This window comes from Bacillus inaquosorum, assembly GCF_023238325.1.
GTDB classification, from domain to species: Bacteria; Bacillota; Bacilli; order Bacillales; family Bacillaceae; genus Bacillus; species Bacillus inaquosorum.
Genome location: NZ_CP096592.1, coordinates 2,574,134 through 2,600,632, shown reverse-complemented (window position 1 = coordinate 2,600,632; position 26,499 = coordinate 2,574,134). Strand labels below are relative to the sequence as shown.

Annotated in this window: 27 protein-coding genes and 1 other annotated feature; of the genes, 26 read left to right on the top strand and 1 reads right to left on the bottom strand. The window is 43.3% G+C overall.

Annotated elements, in window-relative coordinates; genetic code table 11:
* Nucleotides 1–22: 22 nt before the first annotated feature.
* The 5 genes from dnaK (at nt 23) to mtaB (ending at nt 6,293) form a co-directional block, all read left to right on the top strand.
* A complete protein-coding gene (dnaK, locus tag M1M80_RS13050; protein ID WP_060399056.1) occupies nt 23–1,858 on the top strand; it encodes a molecular chaperone DnaK in 1,836 nt (611 codons plus the stop codon).
* 199 nt (nt 1,859–2,057) lie between these two features.
* Nucleotides 2,058–3,185, top strand: coding sequence for a molecular chaperone DnaJ (dnaJ, locus tag M1M80_RS13045; protein WP_060399055.1), 1,128 nt, complete (start codon nt 2,058–2,060; stop codon nt 3,183–3,185).
* Between the two features lie 24 nt (nt 3,186–3,209).
* Complete coding sequence (gene prmA / locus M1M80_RS13040; protein ID WP_019258930.1) at nt 3,210–4,145, top strand: 50S ribosomal protein L11 methyltransferase; 936 nt, start codon at nt 3,210–3,212, stop codon at nt 4,143–4,145.
* Between the two features lie 22 nt (nt 4,146–4,167).
* A complete protein-coding gene (locus M1M80_RS13035; protein ID WP_060399054.1) occupies nt 4,168–4,938 on the top strand; it encodes a 16S rRNA (uracil(1498)-N(3))-methyltransferase in 771 nt (256 codons plus the stop codon).
* A complete protein-coding gene (mtaB, locus tag M1M80_RS13030; RefSeq protein WP_060399053.1) occupies nt 4,938–6,293 on the top strand; it encodes a tRNA (N(6)-L-threonylcarbamoyladenosine(37)-C(2))-methylthiotransferase MtaB in 1,356 nt (451 codons plus the stop codon). Before M1M80_RS13035 ends, mtaB begins: the two co-directional genes overlap by 1 nt.
* Before the next feature lie 34 nt (nt 6,294–6,327).
* Here the strand turns inward: mtaB and M1M80_RS13025 are convergent, their stop codons facing one another.
* Nucleotides 6,328–7,251: a Na/Pi symporter gene (locus M1M80_RS13025; RefSeq protein WP_060399052.1), complete on the bottom strand. Its 924-nt coding sequence runs from the start codon at nt 7,249–7,251 to the stop codon at nt 6,328–6,330.
* Nucleotides 7,252–7,423: 172 nt separating this feature from the next.
* Here M1M80_RS13025 and rpsU point away from each other — a divergent pair, with 172 nt between their 5' ends.
* The 21 genes from rpsU to dnaG all read left to right on the top strand — a co-directional run bounded on the left by rpsU (nt 7,424) and on the right by dnaG (nt 26,440).
* Nucleotides 7,424–7,597 (top strand): 30S ribosomal protein S21, encoded by a 174-nt coding sequence (rpsU, locus tag M1M80_RS13020; protein ID WP_003152957.1) that lies wholly within the window; start codon nt 7,424–7,426, stop codon nt 7,595–7,597.
* 14 nt (nt 7,598–7,611) lie between these two features.
* A complete protein-coding gene (locus M1M80_RS13015; protein WP_003230022.1) occupies nt 7,612–8,058 on the top strand; it encodes a GatB/YqeY domain-containing protein in 447 nt (148 codons plus the stop codon).
* 130 nt (nt 8,059–8,188) lie between these two features.
* Nucleotides 8,189–9,502 (top strand): NfeD family protein, encoded by a 1,314-nt coding sequence (locus M1M80_RS13010; RefSeq protein WP_060399051.1) that lies wholly within the window; start codon nt 8,189–8,191, stop codon nt 9,500–9,502.
* 21 nt (nt 9,503–9,523) lie between these two features.
* Nucleotides 9,524–10,519, top strand: coding sequence for a flotillin-like protein FloA (gene floA, locus M1M80_RS13005; protein WP_060399050.1), 996 nt, complete (start codon nt 9,524–9,526; stop codon nt 10,517–10,519).
* Between the two features lie 24 nt (nt 10,520–10,543).
* The gene (locus M1M80_RS13000) at nt 10,544–10,960 is read left to right on the top strand and encodes a hypothetical protein (protein WP_060399049.1); all 417 of its coding nucleotides are present in this window, start codon (nt 10,544–10,546) and stop codon (nt 10,958–10,960) included.
* Nucleotides 10,961–11,016: 56 nt separating this feature from the next.
* The gene (gene yqfC, locus M1M80_RS12995; protein WP_003237082.1) at nt 11,017–11,298 is read left to right on the top strand and encodes a sporulation protein YqfC; all 282 of its coding nucleotides are present in this window, start codon (nt 11,017–11,019) and stop codon (nt 11,296–11,298) included.
* A gap of 18 nt (nt 11,299–11,316) precedes the next feature.
* Nucleotides 11,317–12,513 (top strand): sporulation protein YqfD, encoded by a 1,197-nt coding sequence (gene yqfD / locus M1M80_RS12990; RefSeq protein WP_019258924.1) that lies wholly within the window; start codon nt 11,317–11,319, stop codon nt 12,511–12,513.
* Nucleotides 12,510–13,469 (top strand): PhoH family protein, encoded by a 960-nt coding sequence (locus tag M1M80_RS12985; RefSeq protein ID WP_060399048.1) that lies wholly within the window; start codon nt 12,510–12,512, stop codon nt 13,467–13,469. The genes yqfD and M1M80_RS12985 overlap by 4 nt, the downstream gene beginning before the upstream one ends.
* Nucleotides 13,470–13,547: 78 nt before the next feature.
* Complete coding sequence (gene pgpH, locus M1M80_RS12980; protein ID WP_080429034.1) at nt 13,548–15,683, top strand: cyclic-di-AMP phosphodiesterase PgpH; 2,136 nt, start codon at nt 13,548–13,550, stop codon at nt 15,681–15,683.
* Entirely contained in the window at nt 15,684–16,157 is a 474-nt protein-coding gene (ybeY, locus tag M1M80_RS12975) for an rRNA maturation RNase YbeY (RefSeq protein ID WP_003237071.1), read from the top strand.
* A complete protein-coding gene (locus M1M80_RS12970; protein WP_003237069.1) occupies nt 16,138–16,509 on the top strand; it encodes a diacylglycerol kinase family protein in 372 nt (123 codons plus the stop codon). Before ybeY ends, M1M80_RS12970 begins: the two co-directional genes overlap by 20 nt.
* A gap of 120 nt (nt 16,510–16,629) precedes the next feature.
* Nucleotides 16,630–17,040: a cytidine deaminase gene (locus M1M80_RS12965; RefSeq protein ID WP_060399046.1), complete on the top strand. Its 411-nt coding sequence runs from the start codon at nt 16,630–16,632 to the stop codon at nt 17,038–17,040.
* Nucleotides 17,021–17,926, top strand: coding sequence for a GTPase Era (gene era / locus M1M80_RS12960; RefSeq protein ID WP_003226207.1), 906 nt, complete (start codon nt 17,021–17,023; stop codon nt 17,924–17,926). The genes M1M80_RS12965 and era overlap by 20 nt, the downstream gene beginning before the upstream one ends.
* Nucleotides 17,927–18,069: 143 nt before the next feature.
* Nucleotides 18,070–18,213: a YqzL family protein gene (locus M1M80_RS12955; protein WP_003230053.1), complete on the top strand. Its 144-nt coding sequence runs from the start codon at nt 18,070–18,072 to the stop codon at nt 18,211–18,213.
* Between the two features lie 36 nt (nt 18,214–18,249).
* A complete protein-coding gene (recO, locus tag M1M80_RS12950) occupies nt 18,250–19,017 on the top strand; it encodes a DNA repair protein RecO (RefSeq protein WP_060399045.1) in 768 nt (255 codons plus the stop codon).
* 39 nt (nt 19,018–19,056) lie between these two features.
* Nucleotides 19,057–19,232: a binding site (T-box leader), on the top strand.
* A gap of 82 nt (nt 19,233–19,314) precedes the next feature.
* Nucleotides 19,315–20,202 (top strand): glycine--tRNA ligase subunit alpha, encoded by an 888-nt coding sequence (gene glyQ / locus M1M80_RS12945; protein ID WP_003226213.1) that lies wholly within the window; start codon nt 19,315–19,317, stop codon nt 20,200–20,202.
* Complete coding sequence (gene glyS / locus M1M80_RS12940) at nt 20,195–22,234, top strand: glycine--tRNA ligase subunit beta (protein WP_060399044.1); 2,040 nt, start codon at nt 20,195–20,197, stop codon at nt 22,232–22,234. The genes glyQ and glyS overlap by 8 nt, the downstream gene beginning before the upstream one ends.
* Before the next feature lie 133 nt (nt 22,235–22,367).
* A complete protein-coding gene (gene ccpN, locus M1M80_RS12935; protein WP_003237058.1) occupies nt 22,368–23,006 on the top strand; it encodes a transcriptional regulator CcpN in 639 nt (212 codons plus the stop codon).
* A gap of 25 nt (nt 23,007–23,031) precedes the next feature.
* Complete coding sequence (locus M1M80_RS12930) at nt 23,032–23,844, top strand: pyruvate, water dikinase regulatory protein (RefSeq protein WP_003237056.1); 813 nt, start codon at nt 23,032–23,034, stop codon at nt 23,842–23,844.
* A gap of 253 nt (nt 23,845–24,097) precedes the next feature.
* A complete protein-coding gene (locus M1M80_RS12925; RefSeq protein WP_003237054.1) occupies nt 24,098–24,592 on the top strand; it encodes a YaiI/YqxD family protein in 495 nt (164 codons plus the stop codon).
* A 33-nt stretch (nt 24,593–24,625) separates the two neighbouring features.
* Nucleotides 24,626–26,440 (top strand): DNA primase, encoded by a 1,815-nt coding sequence (dnaG, locus tag M1M80_RS12920; RefSeq protein WP_060399043.1) that lies wholly within the window; start codon nt 24,626–24,628, stop codon nt 26,438–26,440.
* The last annotated feature ends 59 nt before the right edge of the window (nt 26,441–26,499 follow it).

Below are 26,499 nucleotides of genomic sequence, written 5' to 3'. Positions count from 1 at the left end.
TACATAGCAGGAGGTTATTCAAGTGAGTAAAGTTATCGGAATCGACTTAGGTACAACAAACTCATGTGTGGCAGTGCTTGAAGGCGGAGAGCCTAAAGTTATTGCTAACGCTGAAGGAAACCGCACAACGCCATCAGTTGTTGCGTTCAAAAACGGCGAACGCCAAGTAGGGGAAGTGGCTAAACGCCAATCTATCACAAACCCTAACACAATCATGTCTGTTAAACGCCATATGGGTACAGATTATAAAGTTGAAATTGAAGGAAAAGATTACACTCCTCAAGAAGTGTCTGCTATCATCCTTCAACATCTTAAATCATACGCTGAGAGCTATCTTGGCGAAACAGTATCAAAAGCAGTTATCACAGTTCCTGCATACTTTAACGATGCTGAGCGTCAAGCAACAAAAGACGCTGGTAAAATTGCAGGTCTTGAAGTAGAACGTATCATCAACGAGCCGACTGCAGCAGCGCTTGCATACGGACTTGATAAAACAGATGAAGATCAAACGATCCTAGTATATGACCTTGGCGGCGGTACATTCGACGTTTCAATCCTTGAACTTGGCGACGGTGTATTCGAAGTTCGTTCAACTGCCGGCGACAACCGTCTTGGCGGGGACGATTTTGACCAAGTCATCATCGATCATCTTGTGTCTGAATTCAAAAAAGAAAACGGCATTGATCTGTCAAAAGACAAAATGGCGCTCCAGCGTTTGAAAGACGCAGCTGAAAAAGCGAAAAAAGATCTTTCCGGCGTTTCTTCTACACAAATTTCTTTACCGTTTATCACAGCTGGAGAAGCAGGACCGCTTCACCTTGAACTTACATTAACCCGCGCTAAATTCGAAGAGCTTTCTTCTCATTTAGTAGAGCGCACAATGGGTCCTGTCCGTCAAGCGCTTCAAGATGCAGGACTTTCTGCAAGCGAAATCGACAAAGTCATCCTTGTCGGCGGATCAACTCGTATCCCTGCTGTACAAGAAGCAATCAAAAAAGAAACTGGAAAAGAAGCGCATAAAGGCGTAAACCCAGATGAAGTTGTAGCGCTTGGTGCTGCGATTCAGGGCGGCGTTATCACTGGTGACGTAAAAGACGTAGTTCTTCTTGACGTTACACCGCTTTCTCTCGGTATCGAAACAATGGGCGGCGTGTTCACAAAACTGATCGACCGCAACACGACGATCCCGACAAGCAAATCTCAAGTGTTCTCAACTGCTGCTGATAACCAAACAGCTGTTGATATCCATGTTCTTCAAGGTGAGCGCCCAATGTCTGCCGACAACAAAACACTCGGCCGCTTCCAGCTTACTGATATCCCGCCAGCACCGCGCGGCGTGCCTCAAATCGAAGTTTCTTTCGATATTGACAAAAACGGTATCGTAAACGTAAGAGCAAAAGACTTAGGAACAGGAAAAGAACAAAACATTACTATCAAATCTTCTTCAGGTCTTTCTGATGATGAGATCGAACGCATGGTAAAAGAAGCGGAAGAAAATGCTGATGCTGATGCGAAGAAAAAAGAAGAAATTGAAGTCCGCAACGAAGCAGATCAGCTTGTTTTCCAAACTGAGAAAACATTAAAAGATCTTGAAGGCAAAGTGGACGAAGAACAAGTGAAAAAAGCCAACGATGCCAAAGACGCTTTAAAAGCAGCGATTGAGAAAAACGAATTTGAAGAAATCAAAGCGAAAAAAGATGAGCTTCAAACAATCGTTCAAGAGCTTTCTATGAAGCTTTATGAAGAAGCTGCTAAAGCACAGCAATCTCAAGGCGGAGCAAACGCTGAAGGCAAAGCGGATGACAACGTTGTCGACGCTGAATACGAAGAAGTAAACGACGACCAAAACAAAAAATAAGTTCCTTTCCGAGTCAGTCCCGCTTCTGGGGCTGACCGAAAAGAACACATTTCATAATCTGATTCAATGATTAGAAAGTCAAAGTCAGGCATCTCTTGGCTTTGACTTTTTTTCTTGCCCGGGATAAAAGGAATTGAAAAATCATAATTCAAAATGATACAATCTAATTTATGTGAGAAATTCGGGAGAGTGAAGCGAGATGAGTAAGCGTGATCACTATGAAGTGCTGGGAGTAAGTAAGAGTGCTTCAAAGGATGAAATTAAAAAAGCTTATCGGAAGCTGTCAAAAAAATATCATCCTGATATTAACAAAGAAGCCGGATCGGATGAAAAATTTAAAGAGGTAAAAGAAGCGTACGAAACCCTGTCAGATGACCAAAAACGTGCGCATTACGACCAATTTGGGCATACTGATCCTAATCAGGGCTTCGGCGGCGGAGGTTTTGGCGGCGGCGATTTCGGCGGTTTTGGTTTCGATGATATTTTCTCAAGTATTTTCGGCGGAGGCACAAGACGAAGAGATCCTAACGCACCGCGCCAAGGTGCCGATTTGCAGTATACGATGACCTTGTCGTTTGAGGATGCCGCTTTCGGTAAAGAAACGACCATCGAAATTCCGCGTGAGGAAACGTGCGACACATGTAAAGGTTCAGGTGCGAAACCTGGAACAACTCCTGAAACGTGCTCCCACTGCGGAGGCTCCGGCCAGTTAAACGTGGAGCAAAATACGCCGTTTGGAAAAGTTGTTAACAGACGTGTCTGCCACCACTGTGAAGGTACGGGCAAAATTATTAAAGACAAATGTGCGGATTGCGGCGGCAAAGGGAAAATCAAAAAACGCAAAAAAATTAACGTGACAATTCCAGCTGGTGTAGATGACGGGCAGCAGCTTCGTCTCTCGGGACAGGGTGAACCAGGAGTAAACGGCGGCCCTGCCGGGGATTTATTTGTCGTGTTCCACGTGCGCGCCCACGAGTTCTTCGAGCGTGACGGTGATGATATTTACTGTGAAATGCCGTTAACGTTTGCTCAGGCTGCTCTCGGTGATGAAGTGGAAGTTCCGACGCTGCATGGAAAAGTGAAATTGAAAATTCCAGCCGGTACACAAACAGGAACTAAATTCAGATTAAGAGGCAAAGGCGTTCAAAATGTCAGAGGCTATGGACAGGGTGACCAGCATATCGTCGTCCGCGTCGTTACGCCGACAAACCTGACAGATAAACAAAAAGACATTATCCGCGAATTTGCCGAGGTCAGCGGAAACCTGCCTGACGAACAGGAAATGAGTTTCTTTGACAAGGTAAAACGCGCGTTTAAAGGCGATTAATTATTGGATGAGGAGTTGGTAGTTTTGAAATGGTCCGAATTAAGCATTCACACAACACATGAAGCGGTCGAACCTATCTCAAATATATTGCATGAAGCTGGTGCAAGTGGGGTTGTGATAGAGGACCCGCTTGATTTAATTAAAGAACGTGAGAATGTATACGGGGAAATCTACCAGCTCGACCCCAATGATTATCCAGACGAGGGTGTCATTGTTAAAGCATACCTGCCGGTTAACAGTTTTCTAGGCGAAACGGTGGATGGCATTAAAGAAACGATTAATAATCTGCTTCTTTACAATATTGATTTGGGCAGAAATCACATCACGATTTCTGAAGTGAATGAAGAAGAGTGGGCCACTGCCTGGAAAAAGTATTATCATCCTGTGAAAATTTCTGAAAAGTTTACAATTGTGCCGACGTGGGAGGAATATACGCCGGTCCATACAGATGAACTGATTATTGAGATGGACCCGGGAATGGCATTCGGTACAGGAACACACCCAACAACCGTACTGTGCATTCAGGCGCTTGAACGCTTTGTGCAAAAGGGCGATAAGGTGATTGATGTCGGTACAGGTTCCGGAATTTTAAGTATTGCGGCTGCAATGCTTGAGGCGGAATCGGTTCATGCCTACGATCTTGATCCCGTAGCTGTAGAAAGTGCACGCCTCAATCTCAAGCTGAACAAAGTGAGCGATACTGCTCAAGTGAAGCAAAATAATTTGTTAGACGGGATTGAAGGGGAACATGATGTGATTGTTGCCAACATTTTGGCTGAAGTCATTCTTCGCTTTACTTCACAAGCGTACAGCCTGTTAAAAGAAGGCGGCCATTTTATTACGTCAGGAATCATCGGCCATAAAAAACAAGAAGTAAAAGAAGCACTGGAACAAGCTGGCTTTACCATTGTAGAAATCCTTTCAATGGAAGATTGGGTCAGCATTATTGCGAAAAAATAACAGTTAGTAGGTGTCACAGCGTATGCAACGATATTTTATCGAGCTCACGAAGCAGCAAATGGAGGAAGCGCCGGCTTTTTCGATTACCGGCGAAGATGTTCATCATATTGTGAACGTGATGAGAATGAATGAGGGAGATCAGATTATCTGCTGCTCTCAGGACGGCTTCGAGGCAAAATGTGAACTTCAATCTGTTTCCAAAGATAATGTGTCCTGTCTTATGGTAGAATGGACGAATGAAAACAGAGAGCTTCCGATAAAAGTTTATATTGCGAGCGGCCTCCCGAAAGGAGATAAGCTTGAATGGATTATCCAAAAGGGGACTGAGCTCGGAGCTCATGCCTTTATTCCTTTCCAAGCCGCTCGTTCTGTTGTCAAGCTGGATGACAAAAAGGCAAAGAAAAAGCGGGAAAGATGGACGAAAATCGCGAAAGAAGCGGCTGAACAATCGTACCGTAACGAAGTACCGCAAGTGATGGATGTCCATTCTTTTCAGCAGCTTCTTCAAAGGATGCAGGATTTCGATAAATGTGTCGTTGCATACGAGGAGTCATCGAAGCAAGGGGAAATAAGCGCATTCAGCGCGGTTGTAAGCAGCCTTCCGAAAGGATCCTCCCTTTTGATCGTTTTTGGTCCCGAAGGCGGTTTAACAGAAGCGGAGGTTGAACGGCTCACAGAGAAAGACGGTGTACCGTGCGGCCTTGGACCGAGAATTTTAAGGACAGAAACCGCTCCGCTATACGCGTTGAGTGCGATTTCTTATCAAACAGAGTTATTAAGAGGTGATCAATAATGGCAACTGTTGCTTTCCATACGCTTGGCTGTAAAGTCAACCATTATGAAACAGAAGCAATCTGGCAGCTTTTCAAAGAAGCGGGCTATGAAAGAAGAGACTTTGAACAAACAGCTGATGTATATGTCATTAATACATGTACGGTAACAAATACGGGAGATAAAAAAAGCCGCCAAGTGATCAGACGCGCCATTCGTCAAAATCCTGACGGTGTCATCTGTGTCACAGGCTGCTATGCGCAAACCTCGCCTGCTGAGATTATGGCGATCCCTGGTGTCGATATTGTAGTCGGAACACAGGACCGGGAAAAAATGCTCGGCTACATCGACCAATACCGAGAAGAACGCCAGCCGATTAACGGTGTCAGCAATATCATGAAAGCAAGAGTGTATGAGGAGCTTGATGTACCTGCTTTCACGGACCGGACAAGAGCGTCATTGAAAATACAGGAAGGCTGCAATAATTTCTGCACATTCTGTATCATTCCGTGGGCCCGCGGCCTGCTTCGCTCCCGCGATCCTGAAGAAGTCATTAAACAGGCGCAGCAGCTTGTCGATGCCGGATATAAAGAAATTGTTCTAACCGGTATTCATACAGGCGGCTACGGCGAAGATATGAAAGATTACAACTTCGCTAAACTCTTGAGAGAATTAGACACTCGTGTTGAAGGCGTTAAAAGGATCAGAATTTCTTCAATCGAGGCTAGCCAGATCACAGACGAAGTGATCGAGGTCTTAGACCGCTCAGATAAGATTGTGAATCATTTGCATATTCCTATCCAATCCGGATCAAACACAGTGCTTAAACGGATGAGACGTAAATATACGATGGAGTTTTTTGCAGACCGTTTAAACAAATTGAAAAAAGCATTGCCAGGCTTAGCTGTAACTTCTGACGTTATTGTAGGGTTCCCTGGCGAAACAGAAGAAGAATTTATGGAAACCTATAACTTTATTAAAGAACATAAATTCTCTGAACTGCATGTTTTCCCTTACAGTAAGCGCACAGGAACGCCAGCTGCGCGAATGGAAGACCAAGTGGATGAAAACGTGAAAAATGAACGTGTACACCGCCTGATTGCTCTTTCTGATCAACTTGCGAAGGAATACGCTTCTCAGTATGAAAATGAAGTGCTTGAGATTATCCCTGAGGAAGCGTATAAGGAAACAGAAGAAGAGAACATGTTTGTCGGTTACACAGACAACTATATGAAGGTTGTTTTCAAAGGAACGGAAGATATGATCGGCAAAATCGTGAAGGTCAAAATCCAAAAAGCAGGTTATCCTTACAACGAAGGGCAATTTGTCCGTATTGTTGAGGACGAAATAACTGAACATATGCGTCTGTCTTCTTAATCTAAAAACCGGTGCATTTACATGCACTGGTTTTTTATTTAGCTGGAATAAGGAAGTGAATCAAGCGATAAAACAAGTTTGTAAGCGGAAGAAATAAAAGAGCTGTTACCACATTAAATAAAAGGCTGAAATGCGCGATCCTTTGTGCGGGATCAGGTGATAACAGTTCTACAAAGCCGGTCGCTGCCGTCAGAAAAGGAAATACAATAGCCACGCCCAGCACGTTAAATACCACATGGGCATACGCTGTCTGTTTCGCCGCATATCCACCGGATACAGCAGCCATGACAGCTGTAATGCATGTCCCGATATTTGACCCGAGCACGACGCTCATCGCCTGTGTCAGTCCGATAATGCCTTCATTCATAAAGCTCATCAAAATGCCGATGCAGACGGAGCTTGAGTGAATGATGGCAGTTAACACCATACCGATGAGCAATGCGGACCAGTTTGAATCGTTAACGTGGTATAGAACGTCGGCTCCCGTTTTCAGCTTTGTAAGCGGTCCTGCAAGGTGGCTAAACCCGCTGATGCAAAAAAAGATGATGCCAAGTCCGAGGAAGCTTGTTCCCAGCTGTCTTAAGGGATACCTGCCAGTCAGAAAAAACAATAAACCGCCTATCAAAAGAATCCAAATCAACACATCCATTTTGATGGCAATAAATTCAGTTGTAAAGGTCGACCCGACATTTGTTCCTAGAATCATCGGTATCGTTCTCTTAAAAGAAAGAACGCCTGCACTTACAAAGCCAATGACAATAACCATAAAGGCTGAACTGCTCTGAAGAATCCCCGTAAATACAATACTGATAAGAAACGCTTTTAACGGATGGTTCGTAAATAAAAGCAAACGTTCTTCAATTTTTGAGTACGCCATTGAAATTAAGCCTTTTCGAAGCATGTTCATGCCTGCGAGAAAGAATAATATAAGAGCAGTAAAACTGATCAGAATCAACATCTTATTCACCAACCCCTTTCCATCATTATATAGACAGGCAGTCGCGCTCATGACGGAAAAGTGAACTCACTTAGTTGACCTGACTGATGGCTTATATTATAATGTCAAAGTACATGTTTATATGTGTAACTTAAAGGTAGTCGATTGGTGTATTCGGAGGGAGGGAAAGAGAATGTCAAAAACGGTCGTTAGAAAAAACGAATCGCTTGAAGATGCTCTTCGTCGCTTCAAACGCAGTGTATCAAAGACAGGTACTTTGCAAGAAGCAAGAAAGCGTGAATTTTATGAAAAACCTAGCGTAAAGCGCAAGAAAAAGTCTGAAGCTGCTAGAAAACGCAAATTCTAAAAGAGGGTGGATTTATGAGTCTTCTTGAGCGTCTTAACCAGGATATGAAGCTATATATGAAAAACCGTGAGAAAGACAAACTGACTGTCGTTCGAATGGTTAAGGCTTCACTTCAAAATGAAGCAATTAAGCTTAAGAAAGACAGTTTGACCGAGGATGAGGAACTCACTGTCCTTTCTCGTGAACTTAAGCAACGTAAAGACTCCCTCCAGGAATTTTCAAACGCTAATCGTTTAGATTTAGTAGATAAAGTTCAAAAAGAGCTGGACATTTTAGAAGTTTATTTACCTGAGCAGCTGTCAGAAGAAGAGCTGCGTACAATCGTAAATGAAACCATCGCGGAGGTCGGTGCGAGCTCAAAAGCGGACATGGGCAAAGTGATGGGGGCAATTATGCCTAAAGTAAAAGGTAAAGCTGACGGAAGTTTAATTAATAAACTTGTGAGCAGTCAACTGTCTTAAATGGCAAAGAAAAGGACATCTTTCTAAGAGAGATGTCTTTTTTTATACATAAAAAAATGAAACCTTTGATACATTTGTTACGTATGAAGAGAAGGCACTTATTATAAAAGGAAGGAGGGATACACCGCCCTTGCTTCACATCAAAGGATTCCGTGTTGCTCTATTGAGCATATTTTTACTTTCTTTATTAGGCGTACAGCTGAACGCAAAAGCAGAGAAACAAACGGTTTATGTGATCCCGATTGAAAAAAATGTCGAACAGGGTCTCGCCTCGTTTTTGTCCCGTTCATTACAGGATGCAAAAGAAGCCCATGCAGATCATATTATTCTTGATATCAATACGCCGGGAGGATTGGTCAAATCAGCTATTGATATAGCGGATTTGATAACCGAAAGCGAGATCCCTGTAACTGCATATGTAAACAAACGCGCGTTGTCAGCTGGTGCATATATTGCCCTGCAAGCCGATAACATTTATATGGCGCCCGGCGGAAAAATGGGAGCGGCCGCGATTATTGACGGTAAAGGCAATGCCGCTGACCAAAAAGCTGAATCGCTTTGGCTTGCAGAGATGGAAGATGCCGCAGTGAAAAATAATCGCGATCCAAAATATGCGCTCGCTATGGCTGACCCGGATATAGATGCCAAGGAAGTCGGCGCGCCGAAGGGTGATCTGCTGACACTTAATGCTGATAAGGCGATTGATGTTGGCTATTCAGAAGGCAATGCTGACAATTTATCCGTGCTCGTAAAGAAGCTTGGGTTTGAAAAAGCACACATCAGCTATGCAAAGGAAAGCTTTGCGGAAAAGACAGCAAGATGGCTGACGAACCCGGTCATTGTTCCTATTCTGCTGACAATCGCTTTTTTAGGTCTGACGGTGGAGCTTTTTTCTCCGGGTGTCGGCATCCCTGGAACGATTGGATTCATTGCTTTGCTGCTGTTCTTTTACGGACATCTCGCAGCCGGCCTTTCAGGATACGAAACGGTTCTCCTCTTTATAGCAGGGGTGATCCTTATCCTGCTTGAGATTTTCCTTCCCGGGGGAATCATTGGATTACTGGGCTTAGGAGCGATTATTGCGAGCCTGTTTTTAGCTGCGGGAAGCTTTACTGTCATGGCGGTTTCTCTCTTGATCGCCTCAGCTGTTTCTATTACAGCTTTCATTTTACTGACAAGGGTGTTGGGAAAGCGTATGAAATTCTTTAAGAAATTGATATTAAATGATTCTACAAATACGGAGAGCGGCTACGTATCAAATCAAACACGCACGGACTTAATGGGCAAAGTGGGTGTAACCTTTACACCGCTGCGTCCCGCCGGTACCGTCATTATTGATGATGAACGTCTTGACGTCGTTTCAGAGGGATCGTTTACAGAAAAAGATAAGAAAGTAAAAGTGATTAAAGTAGAAGGCTCACGCATTGTCGTGCGAGAAATTTAAACAGAAACGAGGAGAATAGATATGGATCCATCAACACTCATGATTCTGGCTATTATCGTAGTAGGAATCATTGTTTTAGCTGTATTTTTTACATTTGTGCCTGTGATGCTTTGGATTTCAGCGTTAGCAGCCGGAGTTAGAATCAGCATTTTCACTCTAATAGGGATGAGGCTTCGCCGCGTTATACCAAACCGAGTTGTGAACCCATTGATTAAAGCGCATAAGGCTGGGCTTAATGTTGCTACCAATCAGCTTGAAAGCCACTATCTTGCAGGAGGAAACGTTGACAGAGTTGTCAATGCCCTGATCGCTGCTCAGCGAGCCAACATTGAACTCACATTCGAACGCTGTGCTGCTATTGATCTTGCCGGCCGTGACGTATTGGAAGCCGTGCAGATGAGTGTTAACCCTAAGGTGATTGAAACACCATTTATTGCCGGTGTTGCCATGGACGGGATTGAAATGAAAGCGAAAGCGAGAATCACAGTAAGAGCGAATATCGAACGCCTCGTCGGGGGAGCAGGGGAAGAAACCATTGTAGCCCGTGTCGGCGAAGGGATTGTCTCTACAATCGGTTCATCAGATAATCATAAAAAAGTGCTTGAAAACCCTGATATGATTTCTCAGACAGTCCTTGGAAAGGGATTGGACTCAGGAACTGCGTTTGAAATTCTCTCGATTGATATTGCTGATGTTGACATCGGCAAAAATATCGGTGCGATCTTACAAACCGATCAGGCTGAGGCTGATAAAAACATCGCGCAAGCAAAAGCGGAAGAACGCCGTGCGATGGCTGTCGCTCAGGAACAGGAAATGCGCGCCCGCGTAGAAGAAATGCGTGCGAAAGTGGTAGAAGCCGAAGCGGAAGTGCCGCTTGCGATGGCAGAAGCTTTACGTGAAGGGAATATTGGCGTCATGGACTACATGAATATCAAAAACATCGATGCTGACACAGAAATGCGTGATTCATTCGGCAAGCTGACGAAAGATTCGTCTGATGAAGACCGCAAATCATAATCTCTCTAAGAAGGGAGAACTCTGATGGAAGATATACTGACCAATCCGCTTATTATTGCAGCGATTATCGGAATCATTTCTGCAATTTTCGGCAAAAAGAACAAAGAAGAAAAGAAAAGCAGCCAAAACAGAAAAAAGCCTCAGCAGATGCAAACTGCTTCTCCTCAAAAGAAGCAGGCAGAAGAAGTATCTGTCCCTATTCCTAACCGCATGGAACAGGTAAGACGGGAAGCGGAAGAAAGACGCAGGGAAACAGAAAGAAACCTGAAAGGGCTGGAACGTGATCTTACTGCAGGTAAACAAAAAGCAGTATACACAAAACAAAAAATGCTCCAGGTTAATAAAGACACTGTGGTACAGGGGATCGTCTTAGGAGAGGTATTCGGGCCTCCAAGGGCGAAAAAACCTCACCATACGATGCGCTCGGCCCGTAAAAATTAAAGTGTTAGAACCTCCTTTCAAATCATACATATGAGATGAAAGGGGGTTCTTTTTGTATGGGGCAAAGAAAGAATCGTGTGAAAGCTTGGCTGACAAGAGCATTGGAAATTCCCCCGGACGTTATGATGGATCTGCCGCGGATTACAATGGTTGGCAGACTTCATATCTACATAGAAAACCATAGAGGTCTTTTGCTTTTCAGTGAGAATGAAGTGAGGCTGATGCTGAAGCAGGGCCAGTGCATCATATCAGGAAAAAACTTTGTCATCAAGGCGATTCTTCCGGAAGAAATTCTTTTGGAGGGTACGATTGATGTCGTTCGATATGTTGAGTCATAAAGCCGAGGGGGAAATGTTGTGAAAAATAAATGGCTGTCTTTTTTTTCGGGTAAGGTCCAGCTTGAATTGACGGGAAGAGGGATTGAACGGCTTCTTAATGAATGCACAAGACAGGGGATTCCGGTCTTTCATGTCAAAAAAAAGAAAGAAGCCGTATCGTTATATATACAGCTTCAGGATGTACATGCCTTTCGGCGGGTGAGAAGAAAATTTAAATGTAAAGCCCGATTTATTAATAGGAAGGGATTCCCTTTCCTGTTACTGAAATCAAAGCTGAATATAGGGTTTACGATCGGTTTTGCAATGTTTTTCATCCTTTTGTTTTTGCTTTCCAATATGGTGTGGAAAATTGATGTGACAGGCGCTAAGCCGGAAACGGAACATCAAATGATGCAGCATCTTAATGAAATCGGCGTCAAAAAGGGGCGTCTGCAGTTTTTAATGATGTCGCCCGAAAAAATCCAAAAATCGTTAACTAATGGAATAGACAATATCACCTGGGTCGGTGTTGATCTGAAGGGGACGACCATTCATATGAAAGTCGTGGAGAAAAATGAGCCCGAAAAAGAAAAGTATGTAAGCCCGCGCGATATTGTCGCCAAAAAGAAAGCAACCATTACAAGAATGTTTGTACAAAAAGGACAGCCGATGGCCGCAATCCACGATCATGTGGAAAAGGGACAGCTACTTGTTTCAGGACTCATCGGCAGCGAAGAGCAACAGCAGGAAGTCGCCTCAAAAGCAGAAATCTACGGAGAAACCTGGTACAAATCTGAAGTGACAGTCCCGCTTGAAACATTATTTAACGTCTATACGGGCAAAGTAAGGACAAAGCACAAGCTTTCTTTTGGCTCTTTGGCCATCCCGATCTGGGGTATGACATTTAAAAAAGAGGAATTGAAGCACCCAAAAACAGAACAAGAAAAGCATTCGCTGAATTTTCTCGGATTTAAGCTCCCTATATCTTATATCAAAGAGCAAACGAGAGAAAGTGAAGAAGCTTTGCGAAAATATACGAAAGAAGAAGCAGTTCAAGAAGGCATAAAAATGGGTAAACTGGATGTAGAGGATAAAATAGGCGAAAACGGCGAGGTGAAAAGTGAAAAAGTTTTGCACCAGACTGTTGAGAATGGTAAAGTAAAGTTGATTATTCTCTACCAAGTTATAGAAGATATCGTTCAAACCACACCTATTGTCAGGGAGACTGAAGAATGACAGAACATTTACTTGCGATGAATCAAAAACTGAAAAGCCCGGACGAGGCGCTTTCACTGTTCGGGAACCAAGATTCTTTTTTGAAATTGATGGAGAAAGATCTGAATGTAAATATCATTACGCGCGGCGAAACGATTTATGTTTCAGGCGATGAAGAATCGTTTCAGATTGCAGATAAGCTGCTGGGATCGCTCCTCGCTTTAATTCGCAAGGGGATAGAGATCTCTGAACGTGATGTGATTTACGCCGTCAAAATGGCAAAGAAGAATGAACTTGAATACTTTGAAAGCATGTACGAAGAAGAAATTACAAAAAACGCAAAAGGCAAATCAATCCGTGTAAAAACGATAGGACAGCGGGAATACGTGGCCGCCATGAAGCGGAATGACCTTGTATTCGGCATCGGCCCGGCGGGAACCGGGAAAACGTACCTGGCTGTCGTAAAAGCAGTCCATGCTTTAAAAAACGGACATATCAAAAAAATCATTTTAACAAGACCTGCCGTGGAAGCCGGTGAAAGCCTCGGTTTTCTGCCAGGTGACCTCAAAGAGAAAGTAGATCCTTATTTGCGCCCGCTGTATGACGCTCTTCATGATGTGCTTGGGGCAGATCATACAGAACGTCTAATGGAAAGAGGCATCATTGAAATTGCTCCGCTTGCATATATGAGGGGACGGACGCTTGATGATGCTTATGTTATACTTGATGAAGCACAGAATACCACGCCTGCTCAAATGAAAATGTTTTTGACGAGACTGGGCTTTGGCTCTAAAATGATCATTACAGGTGACGTTAGCCAAATTGATCTGCCGAAAGGCGTCAAATCGGGACTTGCAGTAGCGAAGGAGATGCTGAGAGGCATAGACGGCATTTCTATGATTGAGCTAGACCAGACAGACGTGGTCAGACATCCGCTTGTTGCGAAAATTATTGAAGCATACGATAAGCAAAATTAATGCTGAATGACCCGATCGCGCGTTATCGGGTCATTTTTATGATTGCTTATGGGCTTGATGTTTCAAGAGGAGGTTCTTGTGTTGAAAAAGAAGGGGAAGACCAAAAGCAGACCAAACAAATGGAGCAGCTTTAAAAATGCCCGCTCCATGCATGTCCTGCTGTATCTTCTGCTGGCTGTTATTATGTTTGCTTTGCTCTTTGTACATGTTAAGCCGGAAACACTTGATTTAGACCTGTTTTCAGTCAGCGACAAGACCATTTATGCTCCGGCAACCGTGGAAGATCAAAAAGCCACAGAGGAAAAAAAGCAAGCCGCTGAGGACGCGGTTGAAGATCAATATACATTGAAAAAAGAATATACAGACAATCGGATTGACCTTGTGTCATCTATATTCGACAGTATCAGCGAAGTGAAAAAATCGGCGGAAGAAGACAGCAAATCACCGTCGGAAAAATCAATGGTTAAGTCTGTGAAGAACAAACTGACGTCAGATGTGAATGATTCTATTTCAGAGGATTCCATCAAGACATTGCTGAAAGCAGACAGTGAAGACTTTTCTTTCGTCAGAGATACGGTCATTACGGCAGTGAATACGGTCATGAGCAGTGAAATCCCGTCGGATAAACTATCTGATGCAAAGGATAAAGTAGAAAAAGAGCTAAAGAGCAATTCTATTCCGTCTAAATACTTGGGAGCAGCGACAGAAATCGGGCGTTTTGCTATTATTCCGAATTACGTCTTTGATCCGAAAGCGACAGAGGCAAAGCGTCAGGAAGCGTCAGACAATGTCCAGCAGGTTCAGATCAAACAGGGCCAGGTGCTCGTGGAAGAAAATGACCTCATTGATCGGGAAGTGTACAGAAAACTCGAGCTGACCGGGTTGTTAAATAACTCAAATCTCTTTAAGCCGATCAGCGGCCTATTGATTATGATCGGACTTTTCATTGCAACACTTGTATATTATTTTGAAAAACAGAAACAAAACCTGAAGGTTAAAAACCAATCCATCCTGCTTTTCTCCATTATCACAACGCTTTTGCTTGTGATCATGGAGGTCGTCAGTTTATTTCAGAAGATGGAATATAATAATATCGGTTATCTTGTTCCTATTGCGGCCGGCGCGATTCTAATCAAACTGCTGATGAATGAACGCATCGCCATTTTGGGAAGTATCATTCTTGCGATTTGCGGAAGTATGATGTTTAATCAGGGTGTGACAGGTACATTTAATTATGTCATCGGAATTTATTATTTGATCAGCGGGATTTCAGGTGTTTTATTTTTAGGAAAACACAATGCCAGATCAAAGATTTTGCAGACAGGGCTTTTCGTGGCGTTTATCAATATGGTTGTCGTTCTTTCCTTATTATTGATCCAAAACACTGCGCTGTCGGGTCTTGAAATCGGCACGTTAATGCTGATGGGGGTTGTATCGGGATTTGCTTCGTCTGTATTGATCATCGGGCTGATGCCGTTTTTTGAGACAGGCTTTGGCATTTTATCCACTATGAGGCTGATCGAGCTGTCTAATCCTAACCATCCGCTGCTGCGTAAAATACTAACAGAAACACCAGGTACATATCATCACAGTGTAATGGTCGCCAATTTGTCAGAGGCAGCCTGTGAGGCGGTTGGGGCTAATGGCTTGCTTGCAAGAGTCGGCGCGTATTACCACGATCTCGGAAAAACAAAGCGGCCGCAATATTTTATTGAGAACCAAATGAATATTGATAATCCGCATGACAAGCTGTCTCCTCAGCTAAGTAAAAATATCATCATTTCGCATACCACTGACGGTGCGAACATGCTGAGAAGCTATAAATTTCCGAAAGAGCTTGTCGACATTGCTGAGCAGCATCATGGAACCTCGCTTTTAAAGTTCTTTTATTATAAAGCGAAGGAAAAAGGCGATCAGATTACAGAAGAAGAGTTCCGTTATCCGGGACCGAAGCCGCAGTCAAAGGAAGCCGCGATTATATCAGTGGCTGACAGTGTTGAAGCGGCCGTCAGATCCATGCATAACCCAAACCCTGAACGAATTGAAAAGCTTGTCCGGGGTATTATATCCGATAAGCTGCAGGACGGACAGTTCAGCGAATGCGATTTGACATTTAAAGAGCTTGATACAATCGCAAAAACGCTCTGTGCAACATTAAAAGGAATTTTCCACTCCCGGATCGAATATCCGGAGGCTACTAAGAAGGTGAAATAGATGAGTTTACTGATTGATATCGTTGATGAAACGGGGAGTGTCTCAGAAGAGATGCTCAAAGAAGTAGAAAATCTGCTTCAATTTGCCGCTGAGCGTGAAGGTGTTCAGGATCAGGCTGAAGTTTCTGTCACGATTGTTACCAATGAAGACATACAGCAGATTAATAAAGACTATCGCGGAAAGGATGCGCCGACAGACGTCATCTCATTTGCTCTTGAAGAAGAGGGAGAAGGCGAGGTTGAAATCGTAGGCGCGGAAATGCCGCCGGTTTTAGGTGATATTATCATCAGTGCAGATCGCACAAGGGAGCAGGCCGAAGAGTATAATCATTCTTTTAAGAGAGAGCTCGGGTTTCTTGCCGTGCACGGATTTCTGCATCTTTTAGGATATGACCATATGACGAAAGAGGAAGAAGAGGAGATGTTTACTAAGCAAAAGGATTTGCTGGACGCTTATGGACTCAAGAGATCATAGAAATGAGCTGAAGCGATTCTTCAAAAGCTTCGTGCATGCAGGCCGGGGCATATGGGAAACAGCGCGGACGGAGCGGAATTTCCAATTTCATGCCGCAGCCGCCTGCGCTGTTCTTATTTGCGGCTTCCTTGTGGAGCTCAGCCCGATTGAGTGGGCAATTATTTTCCTTTTGATCGGCGGAATGTTTTCGCTTGAGCTTTTAAATACAGCCATTGAACATACGGTTGATTTAATAACAGACAAACATCACCCTCTTGCTAAAGCGGCTAAGGACGCTGCCGCCGGGGCTGTTTGCGTTTTTGCTGTCATTTCGTGTATCATTGGTTTACTTATTTTTTTGCCAAAGCTGTAATGGCTGAAAATTCTTACATTTATTTTACATTTTTAGAAATGGGCGTGAAAAAAAGCGCGCGATTATGTAAAATATAAAGTGATAGCGGTACCATTATAGGTAAGAGAGGAACATGTACACATGAACAAACAAGAATTAATAACAGAAGCTTTAAAAGCGCGTGATATGGCATATGCGCCGTATTCCAAGTTTCAAGTAGGAGCCGCTCTTCTTACCAAGGATGGAAAAGTGTACAGAGGCTGCAACATCGAGAACGCGGCATACAGCATGTGCAATTGCGCTGAGCGTACCGCTTTATTTAAAGCTGTTTCTGAAGGGGATACAGAGTTTCAGATGCTGGCCGTTGCGGCTGACACCCCTGGACCGGTATCTCCGTGCGGAGCCTGCCGCCAGGTGATTTCTGAGCTTTGCACAAAGGACGTTATTGTCGTACTGACTAATTTACAAGGACAAATAAAAGAAATGACTGTGGAAGAATTATTGCCAGGCGCATTTTCATCGGAGGATTTACATGACGAACGAAAGTTTTAAATCAGGATTTGTATCCATTATTGGAAGACCAAACGTAGGAAAGTCTACATTTTTGAACAGAGTCATTGGACAAAAAATCGCGATCATGAGCGATAAGCCCCAAACGACGAGAAACAAGGTGCAAGGAGTTCTGACGACAGGCACATCACAAACGATTTTTATTGACACACCAGGGATTCATAAGCCTAAGCATAAACTTGGGGACTTTATGATGAAAGTGGCGCAAAATACATTAAAAGAAGTCGATCTGATCTTGTTTATGATCAATGCAGAGGAAGGCTACGGGAAGGGCGACGAATTCATCATTGAGAAATTGCAGAAGATGTCTACGCCTGTATTTTTAATCGTAAACAAAATTGACAAAATTCATCCTGATCAATTGCTTCTGTTAATTGACGAATACCGCGGACGTTATCCTTTTAAGGAAATTGTTCCGATTTCTGCTTTAGAAGGAAATAATATCGAAACATTGCTCGCCCAGATTGAAGCATATTTGCCGGAAGGGCCGCAATTCTATCCAAGTGACCAGGTAACTGACCACCCGGAGCGCTTTATCATTTCTGAATTAATCAGAGAAAAGGTGCTGCATCTGACGAGAGAAGAAATCCCGCACAGCATTGCGGTGGCCATCGAATCCATAAAAGGGCAGGACAACGGTTCTGTGCATGTAGCGGCAACGATTGTGGTCGAACGTGATTCTCAAAAAGGCATTGTGATCGGGAAAAAAGGAAGTCTGCTGAAAGAGGTCGGAAAAAGAGCGAGAGCGGATATTGAAGCACTGTTAGGCTCCCGTGTCTACCTTGAATTGTGGGTCAAAGTGCAGAAAGACTGGCGCAATAAAATGTCCCAGCTTCGCGATTTTGGCTTCAAAGAGGACGAATATTAATCTCTTGCTGTGTCATTATCTCACAGGAACAGGGATGCATTAGCAAATTTTGTTTAACATGAAATGGAGGACATCTGGTCAAGATAAAGGTAAGAATTTGGAGTTTAGGTAAGCTAGTTTAACTACAGAAAGGTGGGTTTCTTGTGTTGAATTTTACCTGGAACGTATTTTCTCAAACAGGAAATGTTGATACGTATCTTCTTTTTAAAGAGCTGGAAAAAGAGAACATGGAAAGACCCGAAGAACTAGAAGATGAGCTAGCCCGATTTGATTATCCAATTTTATAAACCTCTTGGCCGCTCCTGCTTTAGGAAGGTGCGGAAATGCTGACAAAATGTGAAGGAATCGTTCTTCGCACAAACGATTACGGAGAGACGAATAAAATCGTTACTTTACTGACAAGAGAACACGGAAAAATAGGTGTTATGGCAAGAGGCGCCAAAAAACCGAACAGCCGTTTATCAGCAGTCAGCCAGCCCTTTTTGTATGGTTCATTCTTAATGCAAAAAACAACGGGCCTCGGAACGCTTCAGCAGGGTGAAATGATCCTCAGCATGAGAGGCATCAGGGAAGATTTGTTTTTAACCGCATATGCTGCGTATATTGCTGAGCTAGTCGACAGAGGCACAGAAGAAAAAAAGCCAAACCCTTATTTGTTTGAATTCATTTTAGAATCGTTTAAACAGCTGAATGAAGGAACAGATCCGGATGTCATCATCTTCATTGTTCAAATGAAGATGCTCGGTGTCATGGGGCTGTATCCCGAGCTGAATCACTGTGTGCATTGTAAAAGCCAGGACGGGACATTTCATTTCTCTGTCCGTGATAACGGGTTTATTTGCCATCGTTGTTTTGAAAAAGATCCTTACAGGATTCCGATTAAACCGCAAACGGCAAGGCTGTTGAGGCTGTTTTATTACTTCGATCTGTCGAGGCTGGGCAATGTGTCCTTAAAACAGGAAACAAAAGCTGAATTGAAGCAAGTGATTGATTTATATTATGAGGAATATTCAGGGTTATATTTAAAATCAAAGCGCTTTTTAGATCAAATGGAAAGCATGAAACATCTTATGGGTGAAAACAAAAGTTGACATCTGGTCCATCTTTTTATATGATCATTTATTATAAAATATGTTGCAGTGAGAGAAAGAAGTACTTGCGTTTACCTCATGAAAGCGACCTTAGGGCGGTGTAAGCTAAGGATGAGCGCGCAACGAAAGGCATTCTTGAGCAATTTTAAAAAAAGAGGCTGGGATTTTGATCTCAGCAACTAGGGTGGAACCGCGGGAGAACTCTCGTCCCTATGTTTGCGGCTGGCAAGCATAGAGACGGGAGTTTTTTGGTTGCTGCCGCAGTCATCTTATGAAGGAAAAGTGGAGGTGCTTGAAATGAACATTCAAGACATGATTCTAACCTTGCAAAAGCATTGGTCCAGTCAGGGCTGTGTGCTTATGCAGGCTTACGATGTAGAAAAAGGGGCCGGCACGATGAGCCCGTATACATTTTTGCGCAGTATTGGGCCTGAGCCGTGGAAAGTGGCTTATGTAGAGCCTTCCAGACGCCCTGCTGACGGACGATACGGGGAGAACCCGAACAGACTGTATCAGCATCATCAATTTCAGGTCATTATTAAACCGTCTCCTGATAACATTCAAGAGCTGTATTTAGATTCATTGCGCGCTCTTGGAATTGATCCGCTTGAGCATGATATCCGCTTTGTTGAAGACAACTGGGAGAATCCGTCTTTAGGCTGTGCGGGTCTAGGCTGGGAAGTATGGCTTGACGGAATGGAAATTACACAATTTACGTATTTCCAGCAGGTCGGAGGACTTGAATGTAAACCGGTTTCTGTAGAAATTACGTACGGAATTGAGCGTCTTGCGTCTTATATCCAGGATAAAGAAAATGTTTTCGACTTGGAATGGACGTCCGGCTTTACAGTGAAAGATTTATTCATGATGGCGGAATACGAGCATTCCGTTTATACGTTTGAAACGTCAGATGTCGATATGCTGTTCCAATTGTTCAGCACGTATGAAAAAGAAGCGATTAAGCAAATGGACAACGGACTTGTTCACCCTGCATATGACTATGTGCTGAAATGCTCGCACACCTTCAACCTGCTTGATGCCAAAGGTGCGATCTCTGTTACCGAACGGACAGGCTATATCGCAAGAGTGCGGAATTTAGCGAGAAAAGTAGCAAAAACCTATTATGAGGAACGAGAAAAACTAGGGTTCCCAATGCTTAAAGGGGAGGGTTCTTCTCATGAGTAAACAGGATTTACTTTTAGAGATCGGATTAGAGGAAATGCCGGCGCGCTTTTTGAATGAAAGCATGGTTCAGCTTGGTGAGAAGCTGACAGGCTGGCTTACAGAAAAAAATATTAATCACGGTGAAGTAAAGCTCTTCAATACACCGAGACGTCTCGCTGTCTTTGTAAAAGATGTAGCAGAAAAGCAGGCTGATATAAAAGAAGAAGCGAAAGGGCCTGCGAAAAAAATTGCTCTTGATGCAGACGGCAACTGGACAAAAGCGGCGATCGGCTTTTCAAAAGGCCAAGGCGCGAATGTGGAAGACCTGTACATTAAAGAAGTGAAAGGCACAGAGTATGTATTCGTGCAAAAATTCCAAGCCGGCCAAGAAACGAAATCGCTTCTTCCGGAACTGAGCGGCTTAGTTACGAGCTTGCATTTCCCGAAGAACATGCGTTGGGGAAATGAAGATTTGCGTTATATCCGGCCAATCAAATGGATTGTTGCTTTATTTGGACAGGATGTCATTCCATTTTCTATCACAAACGTTGAGTCTGGACGGACAACACAGGGACACCGTTTCCTTGGACATGAAGTGTCAATTGAATCACCTTCAGCTTATGAAGAGCAGCTGAAAGAACAGCACGTTATTGCTGATCCTAACGTCCGGAAACAAATGATTCAATCTCAGCTGGAAGCGATGGCTGCAGAAAACAATTGGAGCATTCCAGTTGACGAAGACCTTCTTGATGAAGTGAATCATTTAGTAGAATATCCGACAGCTCTTTACGGTTCATTTGAATCTGAGTTTCTGTCAATTCCTGAGGAAGTGCTTGTCACGACAATGAAAGAGCATCAGCGCTACTTCCCTGTCAAAGACAAGAACGGTGATTTGTTGCCTCACTTTATCACAGTCCGAAACGGCAACAGCCACGCGATCGAAAATGTGGCCCGAGGCAATGAAAAAGTGCTGCGCGCGCGTTTATCTGATGCTTCATTCTTCTACAAGGAAGATCAGAAACTAAACATTGATGCAAACGTGAAGAAGCTTGAAAACATTGTTTTCCATGAAGAGCTTGGTTCTCTTGCTGATAAGGTTAGAAGAGTCACTTCAATCGCAGAGAAGCTTGCCGTTCGTCTTCAAGCTGATGAAGATACATTAAAACATGTGAAGCGAGCTGCTGAAATTTCTAAATTCGACCTTGTCACTCATATGATATACGAATTCCCTGAGCTTCAAGGAATTATGGGTGAAAAGTATGCGAGAATGCTTGGTGAAGATGAAGCAGTGGCTACGGCAGTCAACGAACACTATATGCCTAGATCAGCAGGCGGAGAAACGCCTTCTACTTTCATCGGAGCAGTTGTAGCAATGGCGGATAAGCTTGACACAATCACTTCATTCTTCTCTATCGGTGTTATTCCGACCGGTTCTCAGGATCCTTACGGGCTGCGCCGCCAAGCGAGCGGTATTGTTGCAATTCTTCTTGACCGCAACTGGGGAATTTCGTTTGAAGAGCTGCTTACTTTCGTACAAACCGATAAAGAAAATGAATTGCTGGATTTCTTCACTCAGCGCCTGAAATATGTCTTGAATGCTGAACAGATCAGACACGATGTCATCGATGCCGTGCTGGAAAGCTCTGAGCTTGAGCCATACTCAGCGCTGCATAAAGCACAAGTGCTGGAACAAAAACTTGGTGCGCCGGGCTTTAAGGAAACAGCGGAAGCTTTAGGCCGAGTGATTTCTATCAGCAAAAAAGGAGTCCGCGGAGACATTCAGCCTGATCTATTTGAAAATGAATACGAAGCAAAACTGTTTGATGCCTATCAAACAGCGAAGCAAAATCTGCAGGAAAGTTTCAGTAAAAAAGATTACGAGGCGGCCCTTTCTTCACTTTCAGCCTTAAAAGAACCGATCGATGCATACTTCGATCATACAATGGTTATAGCGGATAACGAGACATTAAAGGCAAACCGACTAGCGCAAATGGTAAACTTGGCGGATGAGATCAAGTCCTTTGCGAATATGAATGCCCTTATTGTAAAATAAAGAGAGAAAAGGCGGTTGCTGTGTGATCGGTAATCGTCTTTTCCCCATTTATAAGTTTTTTTGTTTGATTACAAGATATTTACGATATAATATGGATTATTGTTTCTTTACATAGATATGAAGTGAAAAGGTGGTGAGTACGATCGAACTAAATAAACGGCAAGAACATATTTTGCAGATTGTAAAAGAAAACGGGCCGATTACAGGGGAGCATATTGCAGAAAAGCTGAACCTAACCAGGGCAACATTGCGTCCGGATTTAGCCATACTCACCATGTCAGGATTCCTCGAGGCGCGCCCGAGAGTCGGTTATTTCTACACTGGAAAAACCGGCACACAGCTTTTGGCAGATAAACTCAAAAAGCTTCAGGTGAAAGACTTTCAATCTATCCCCGTTGTGATTCACGAAAACGTTTCTGTGTACGATGCGATTTGCACCATGTTTTTAGAAGATGTAGGTACTCTGTTTGTGGTGGACCGCGATGCTGTTTTAGTCGGGGTGCTTTCACGAAAAGACTTGCTGAGAGCGAGCATTGGCCAGCAGGAGCTTACATCAGTCCCTGTTCACATCATTATGACAAGGATGCCGAACATTACGGTGTGCAGGCGCGAGGATTATGTGATGGACATTGCAAAGCACTTAATAGAAAAACAAATTGATGCACTGCCTGTCATCAAAGATACCGATAAAGGCTTTGAAGTGATCGGCAGAGTGACAAAAACGAATATGACAAAAATACTTGTCAGTTTATCTGAAAATGAAATCCTATAAGATCGCAAACTAACGGGGGGATAATATGAATAACCGCATCATCTATGTCGTATCGGATTCAGTCGGTGAAACGGCTGAATTGGTAGTAAAAGCAGCGCTCAGCCAATTTAACGGTTCAGCGGACGATACACATGTAAGAAGAATTCCTTATGTTGAAGATATAGGCACTATCAATGAAGTGATTTCACTTGCAAAGGCAGACGGCGGCATTATCTGTTTTACACTTGTGGTGCCGGAAATCAGAGAATATTTGATTGCCGAAGCGGAAAAAGCAAATGTTTTATATTATGATATTATCGGCCCGTTAATTGATAAAATGGAAACAGCCTACGGTTTAACAGCGAAATACGAACCGGGGCGGGTGCGCCAGCTTGATGAAGACTATTTCAAAAAAGTGGAGGCCATCGAGTTTGCAGTTAAATACGATGATGGACGTGATCCAAGAGGGATTTTAAAAGCTGATATCGTTTTGATCGGCGTATCAAGAACGTCTAAAACACCGTTGTCTCAATATCTCGCCCACAAGCGCCTAAAGGTTGCCAATGTTCCGATTGTTCCCGAGGTTGACCCGCCGGAAGAACTCTTTAACGTTGATCCGAAAAAATGCATCGGCTTAAAGATTAGCCCGGATAAACTGAATCATATCAGAAAAGAACGGTTAAAATCACTCGGGCTTAATGACAAAGCGATCTATGCAAATATCAACAGAATCAAAGAGGAACTGGAATATTTCGAAAAGATTGTGGATCGGATCGGGTGCCAGGTTGTTGATGTTTCAAATAAAGCGGTTGAAGAAACAGCGAATATCATCCATCATCTCAAAACAAAAAACATGTAACTCAGGACGCTCTATCCTGGGTTTTTGGCTATGCCAAAAGGGAATAATGAAAAACAATAGCATCTTTGTGAAGTTTGTATTATAATAAAAAATTGTGATAAAATGATTAATTTTAGGTTTAAGGTTCGTGTGATACGAATAAACTATTATGGGTAAGATGTCAAGAATTTCTCCCGAAAATTTTTCGACAAATTTATGTACATCCGCAATGATAAAGGATGTGCGATTTTGCTTGCTTTTATGCAGGAGTTTAATGGAGGGATGGAGAATTACTCTTCTTAATGAACAAGAAAAGACGATTTTTGTCGATGCTGATGCCTGTCCGGTAAAAGATGAAATTTTACAAACAGCATCCGATTATGAAGTCCAAGTTCTTTTTGTCGCTTCATTTGAACATTATCAGCTTTCCAGAAGTAAGGAAGAAAAATGGAAGTATGTTGATCCTCATAAAGAAGCTGCTGATTTATATATCGCAAATCACGTAAAACCGGGAGATATCGTTGTGACGCAGGACATCGGATTAGCATCCCTGCTGTTGAACAGAAATGTCTCCGTCATGTCGGAAAGAGGGCGTCTTTACAAAGAAGACACGATTGATTTTGCTCTTGAGAGCCGTCATTTTTCAGGCAAACAAAGGAGAAAAGGCATATACGCCAAAGGGCCTAAAAAATTGAATAATGAAGATCGAGAACGATTTATTACACTGCTGCAAAAAATCCTGTCGAACGATGAAGGGATTTTGCACTAAAGCATCGAATAATGTACGACGGAGTGTTATAAGATGGGAAATCGGATACCAGATGAAATTGTGGATCAGGTACAAAAGTCGGCAGATATCGTTGAAGTCATAGGTGATTATGTTCAATTAAAGAAGCAAGGCCGAAACTACTTTGGACTCTGTCCTTTTCATGGAGAAAGCACACCTTCGTTTTCCGTATCGCCCGACAAACAGATTTTTCATTGCTTTGGCTGCGGAGCGGGCGGCAATGTTTTCTCTTTTTTAAGGCAGATGGAAGGCTATTCATTTGCTGAGTCTGTTTCTCACCTTGCTGACAAATACCAAATTGATTTTCCAGATGATATAACAGTCCATTCCGGAGCTCGGCCAGAATCTTCTGGAGATCAAAAAATGGCTGAGGCTCATGAGCTCCTGAAGAAATTTTACCATCATTTGTTAATAAATACAAAAGAAGGTCAAGAGGCATTGGATTATCTGCTTTCCAGGGGCTTTACAAAAGAGCTGATTGATGAATTTCAGATCGGCTATGCCCTTGATTCTTGGGACTTCATCACGAAATTTCTCGTGAAGAGGGGCTTTAGTGAGGCGCAAATGGAAAAAGCGGGACTCCTGATCAGACGCGAAGACGGAAGCGGATATTTTGACCGTTTCAGAAACCGCGTCATGTTTCCGATCCATGATCATCACGGGGCTGTTGTTGCATTCTCAGGCAGGGCTCTTGGCAGCCAGCAGCCTAAGTATATGAATAGTCCTGAAACACCGCTCTTTCATAAAAGTAAACTGCTTTACAATTTTTATAAGGCCCGCCTTCATATCAGAAAGCAGGAAAGAGCAGTCTTATTTGAAGGGTTTGCCGATGTCATATCGGCCGTAAGCTCGGGTGTAAAAGAGAGCATAGCCACGATGGGAACGTCTCTGACAGATGATCATGTCAAGATACTGAGAAGAAATGTCGAAGAAATCATTCTTTGCTATGACTCTGATAAAGCCGGTTATGAAGCCACCTTAAAAGCTTCTGAGCTTCTGCAAAATAAAGGCTGCAAAGTCAGAGTTGCAATGATTCCTGACGGATTGGACCCTGATGATTACATCAAAAAGTTCGGCGGGGACAAATTTAAAAACGACATTATCAACGCTAGTGTCACCGTGATGGCGTTCAAAATGCAATATTTCCGAAAAGGAAAGAACCTGTCCGATGAAGGCGATCGCTTAGCTTACATTAAAGACGTACTGAAAGAAATCAACACGCTTTCAGGGTCTCTTGAGCAGGAAGTCTATGTAAAACAGCTTGCTTCAGAGTTTTCGCTTTCACAGGAGTCTTTAACTGAGCAGCTGACTGTTTTCAGCAAGCAAAACAAACCTGCTGACAATGGTGGCGGTGAAACGAAAACACGGCGAGCGCATCTGACGACAAAAGCAAGGCAAAAACGTCTGCGTCCGGCGTATGAAAATGCGGAAAGGCTGTTACTCGCCCACATGCTTCGAGATCGAAGCGTCATCAAAAAAGTGATTGACCGGGTAGGCTTTCAATTTAATATTGATGAGCACCGCGCATTAGCCGCCTATCTTTACGCTTTTTATGAGGAGGGAGCCGAGCTGACGCCTCAGCATCTGATGGCCAGAGTGACGGATGATCATATAAGCCAGCTCTTGTCTGATATTTTAATGCTTCAGGTCAATCAAGAGCTCAGCGAAGCCGAGTTATCAGATTATGTAAAAAAAGTGTTGAATCACAGAAATTGGTCAATGATAAAAGAAAAAGAGGCGGAAAGAGCCGAAGCCGAAAGGCAAAAAGATTTTTTAAGAGCTGCTTCCCTGGCTCAAGAAATCGTTACATTGAACCGATCTTTAAAATAACTAGATAAACTGGTGAGAAGCATTTATTGGCAATGATTCCTTGCGGAGGAGCAAATAGA

Bases quoted from the DNA above. Each gene is read 5' to 3' on its own strand.
- dnaJ (WP_060399055.1), top strand. From the start codon at position 2,058: ATGAGTAAGCGTGATCACTATGAAGTGCTGGGAGTAAGTAAGAGTGCT.
- M1M80_RS13025 (WP_060399052.1), bottom strand. From the start codon at position 7,251: ATGTTGATTCTGATCAGTTTTACTGCTCTTATATTATTCTTTCTCGCA.
- M1M80_RS13035 (WP_060399054.1), top strand. From the start codon at position 4,168: ATGCAACGATATTTTATCGAGCTCACGAAGCAGCAAATGGAGGAAGCG.
- M1M80_RS12965 (WP_060399046.1), top strand. From the start codon at position 16,630: ATGAACAAACAAGAATTAATAACAGAAGCTTTAAAAGCGCGTGATATG.
- M1M80_RS12930 (WP_003237056.1), top strand. From the start codon at position 23,032: ATGAATAACCGCATCATCTATGTCGTATCGGATTCAGTCGGTGAAACG.
- M1M80_RS13015 (WP_003230022.1), top strand. From the start codon at position 7,612: ATGAGTCTTCTTGAGCGTCTTAACCAGGATATGAAGCTATATATGAAA.
- glyQ (WP_003226213.1), top strand. From the start codon at position 19,315: ATGAACATTCAAGACATGATTCTAACCTTGCAAAAGCATTGGTCCAGT.
- glyS (WP_060399044.1), top strand. From the start codon at position 20,195: ATGAGTAAACAGGATTTACTTTTAGAGATCGGATTAGAGGAAATGCCG.
- M1M80_RS12970 (WP_003237069.1), top strand. From the start codon at position 16,138: ATGGACTCAAGAGATCATAGAAATGAGCTGAAGCGATTCTTCAAAAGC.
- era (WP_003226207.1), top strand. From the start codon at position 17,021: ATGACGAACGAAAGTTTTAAATCAGGATTTGTATCCATTATTGGAAGA.
- recO (WP_060399045.1), top strand. From the start codon at position 18,250: ATGCTGACAAAATGTGAAGGAATCGTTCTTCGCACAAACGATTACGGA.
- floA (WP_060399050.1), top strand. From the start codon at position 9,524: ATGGATCCATCAACACTCATGATTCTGGCTATTATCGTAGTAGGAATC.
- mtaB (WP_060399053.1), top strand. From the start codon at position 4,938: ATGGCAACTGTTGCTTTCCATACGCTTGGCTGTAAAGTCAACCATTAT.
- rpsU (WP_003152957.1), top strand. From the start codon at position 7,424: ATGTCAAAAACGGTCGTTAGAAAAAACGAATCGCTTGAAGATGCTCTT.
- M1M80_RS12925 (WP_003237054.1), top strand. From the start codon at position 24,098: ATGGAGGGATGGAGAATTACTCTTCTTAATGAACAAGAAAAGACGATT.
- ybeY (WP_003237071.1), top strand. From the start codon at position 15,684: ATGAGTTTACTGATTGATATCGTTGATGAAACGGGGAGTGTCTCAGAA.
- dnaG (WP_060399043.1), top strand. From the start codon at position 24,626: ATGGGAAATCGGATACCAGATGAAATTGTGGATCAGGTACAAAAGTCG.
- yqfC (WP_003237082.1), top strand. From the start codon at position 11,017: ATGGGGCAAAGAAAGAATCGTGTGAAAGCTTGGCTGACAAGAGCATTG.
- M1M80_RS12985 (WP_060399048.1), top strand. From the start codon at position 12,510: ATGACAGAACATTTACTTGCGATGAATCAAAAACTGAAAAGCCCGGAC.
- M1M80_RS13000 (WP_060399049.1), top strand. From the start codon at position 10,544: ATGGAAGATATACTGACCAATCCGCTTATTATTGCAGCGATTATCGGA.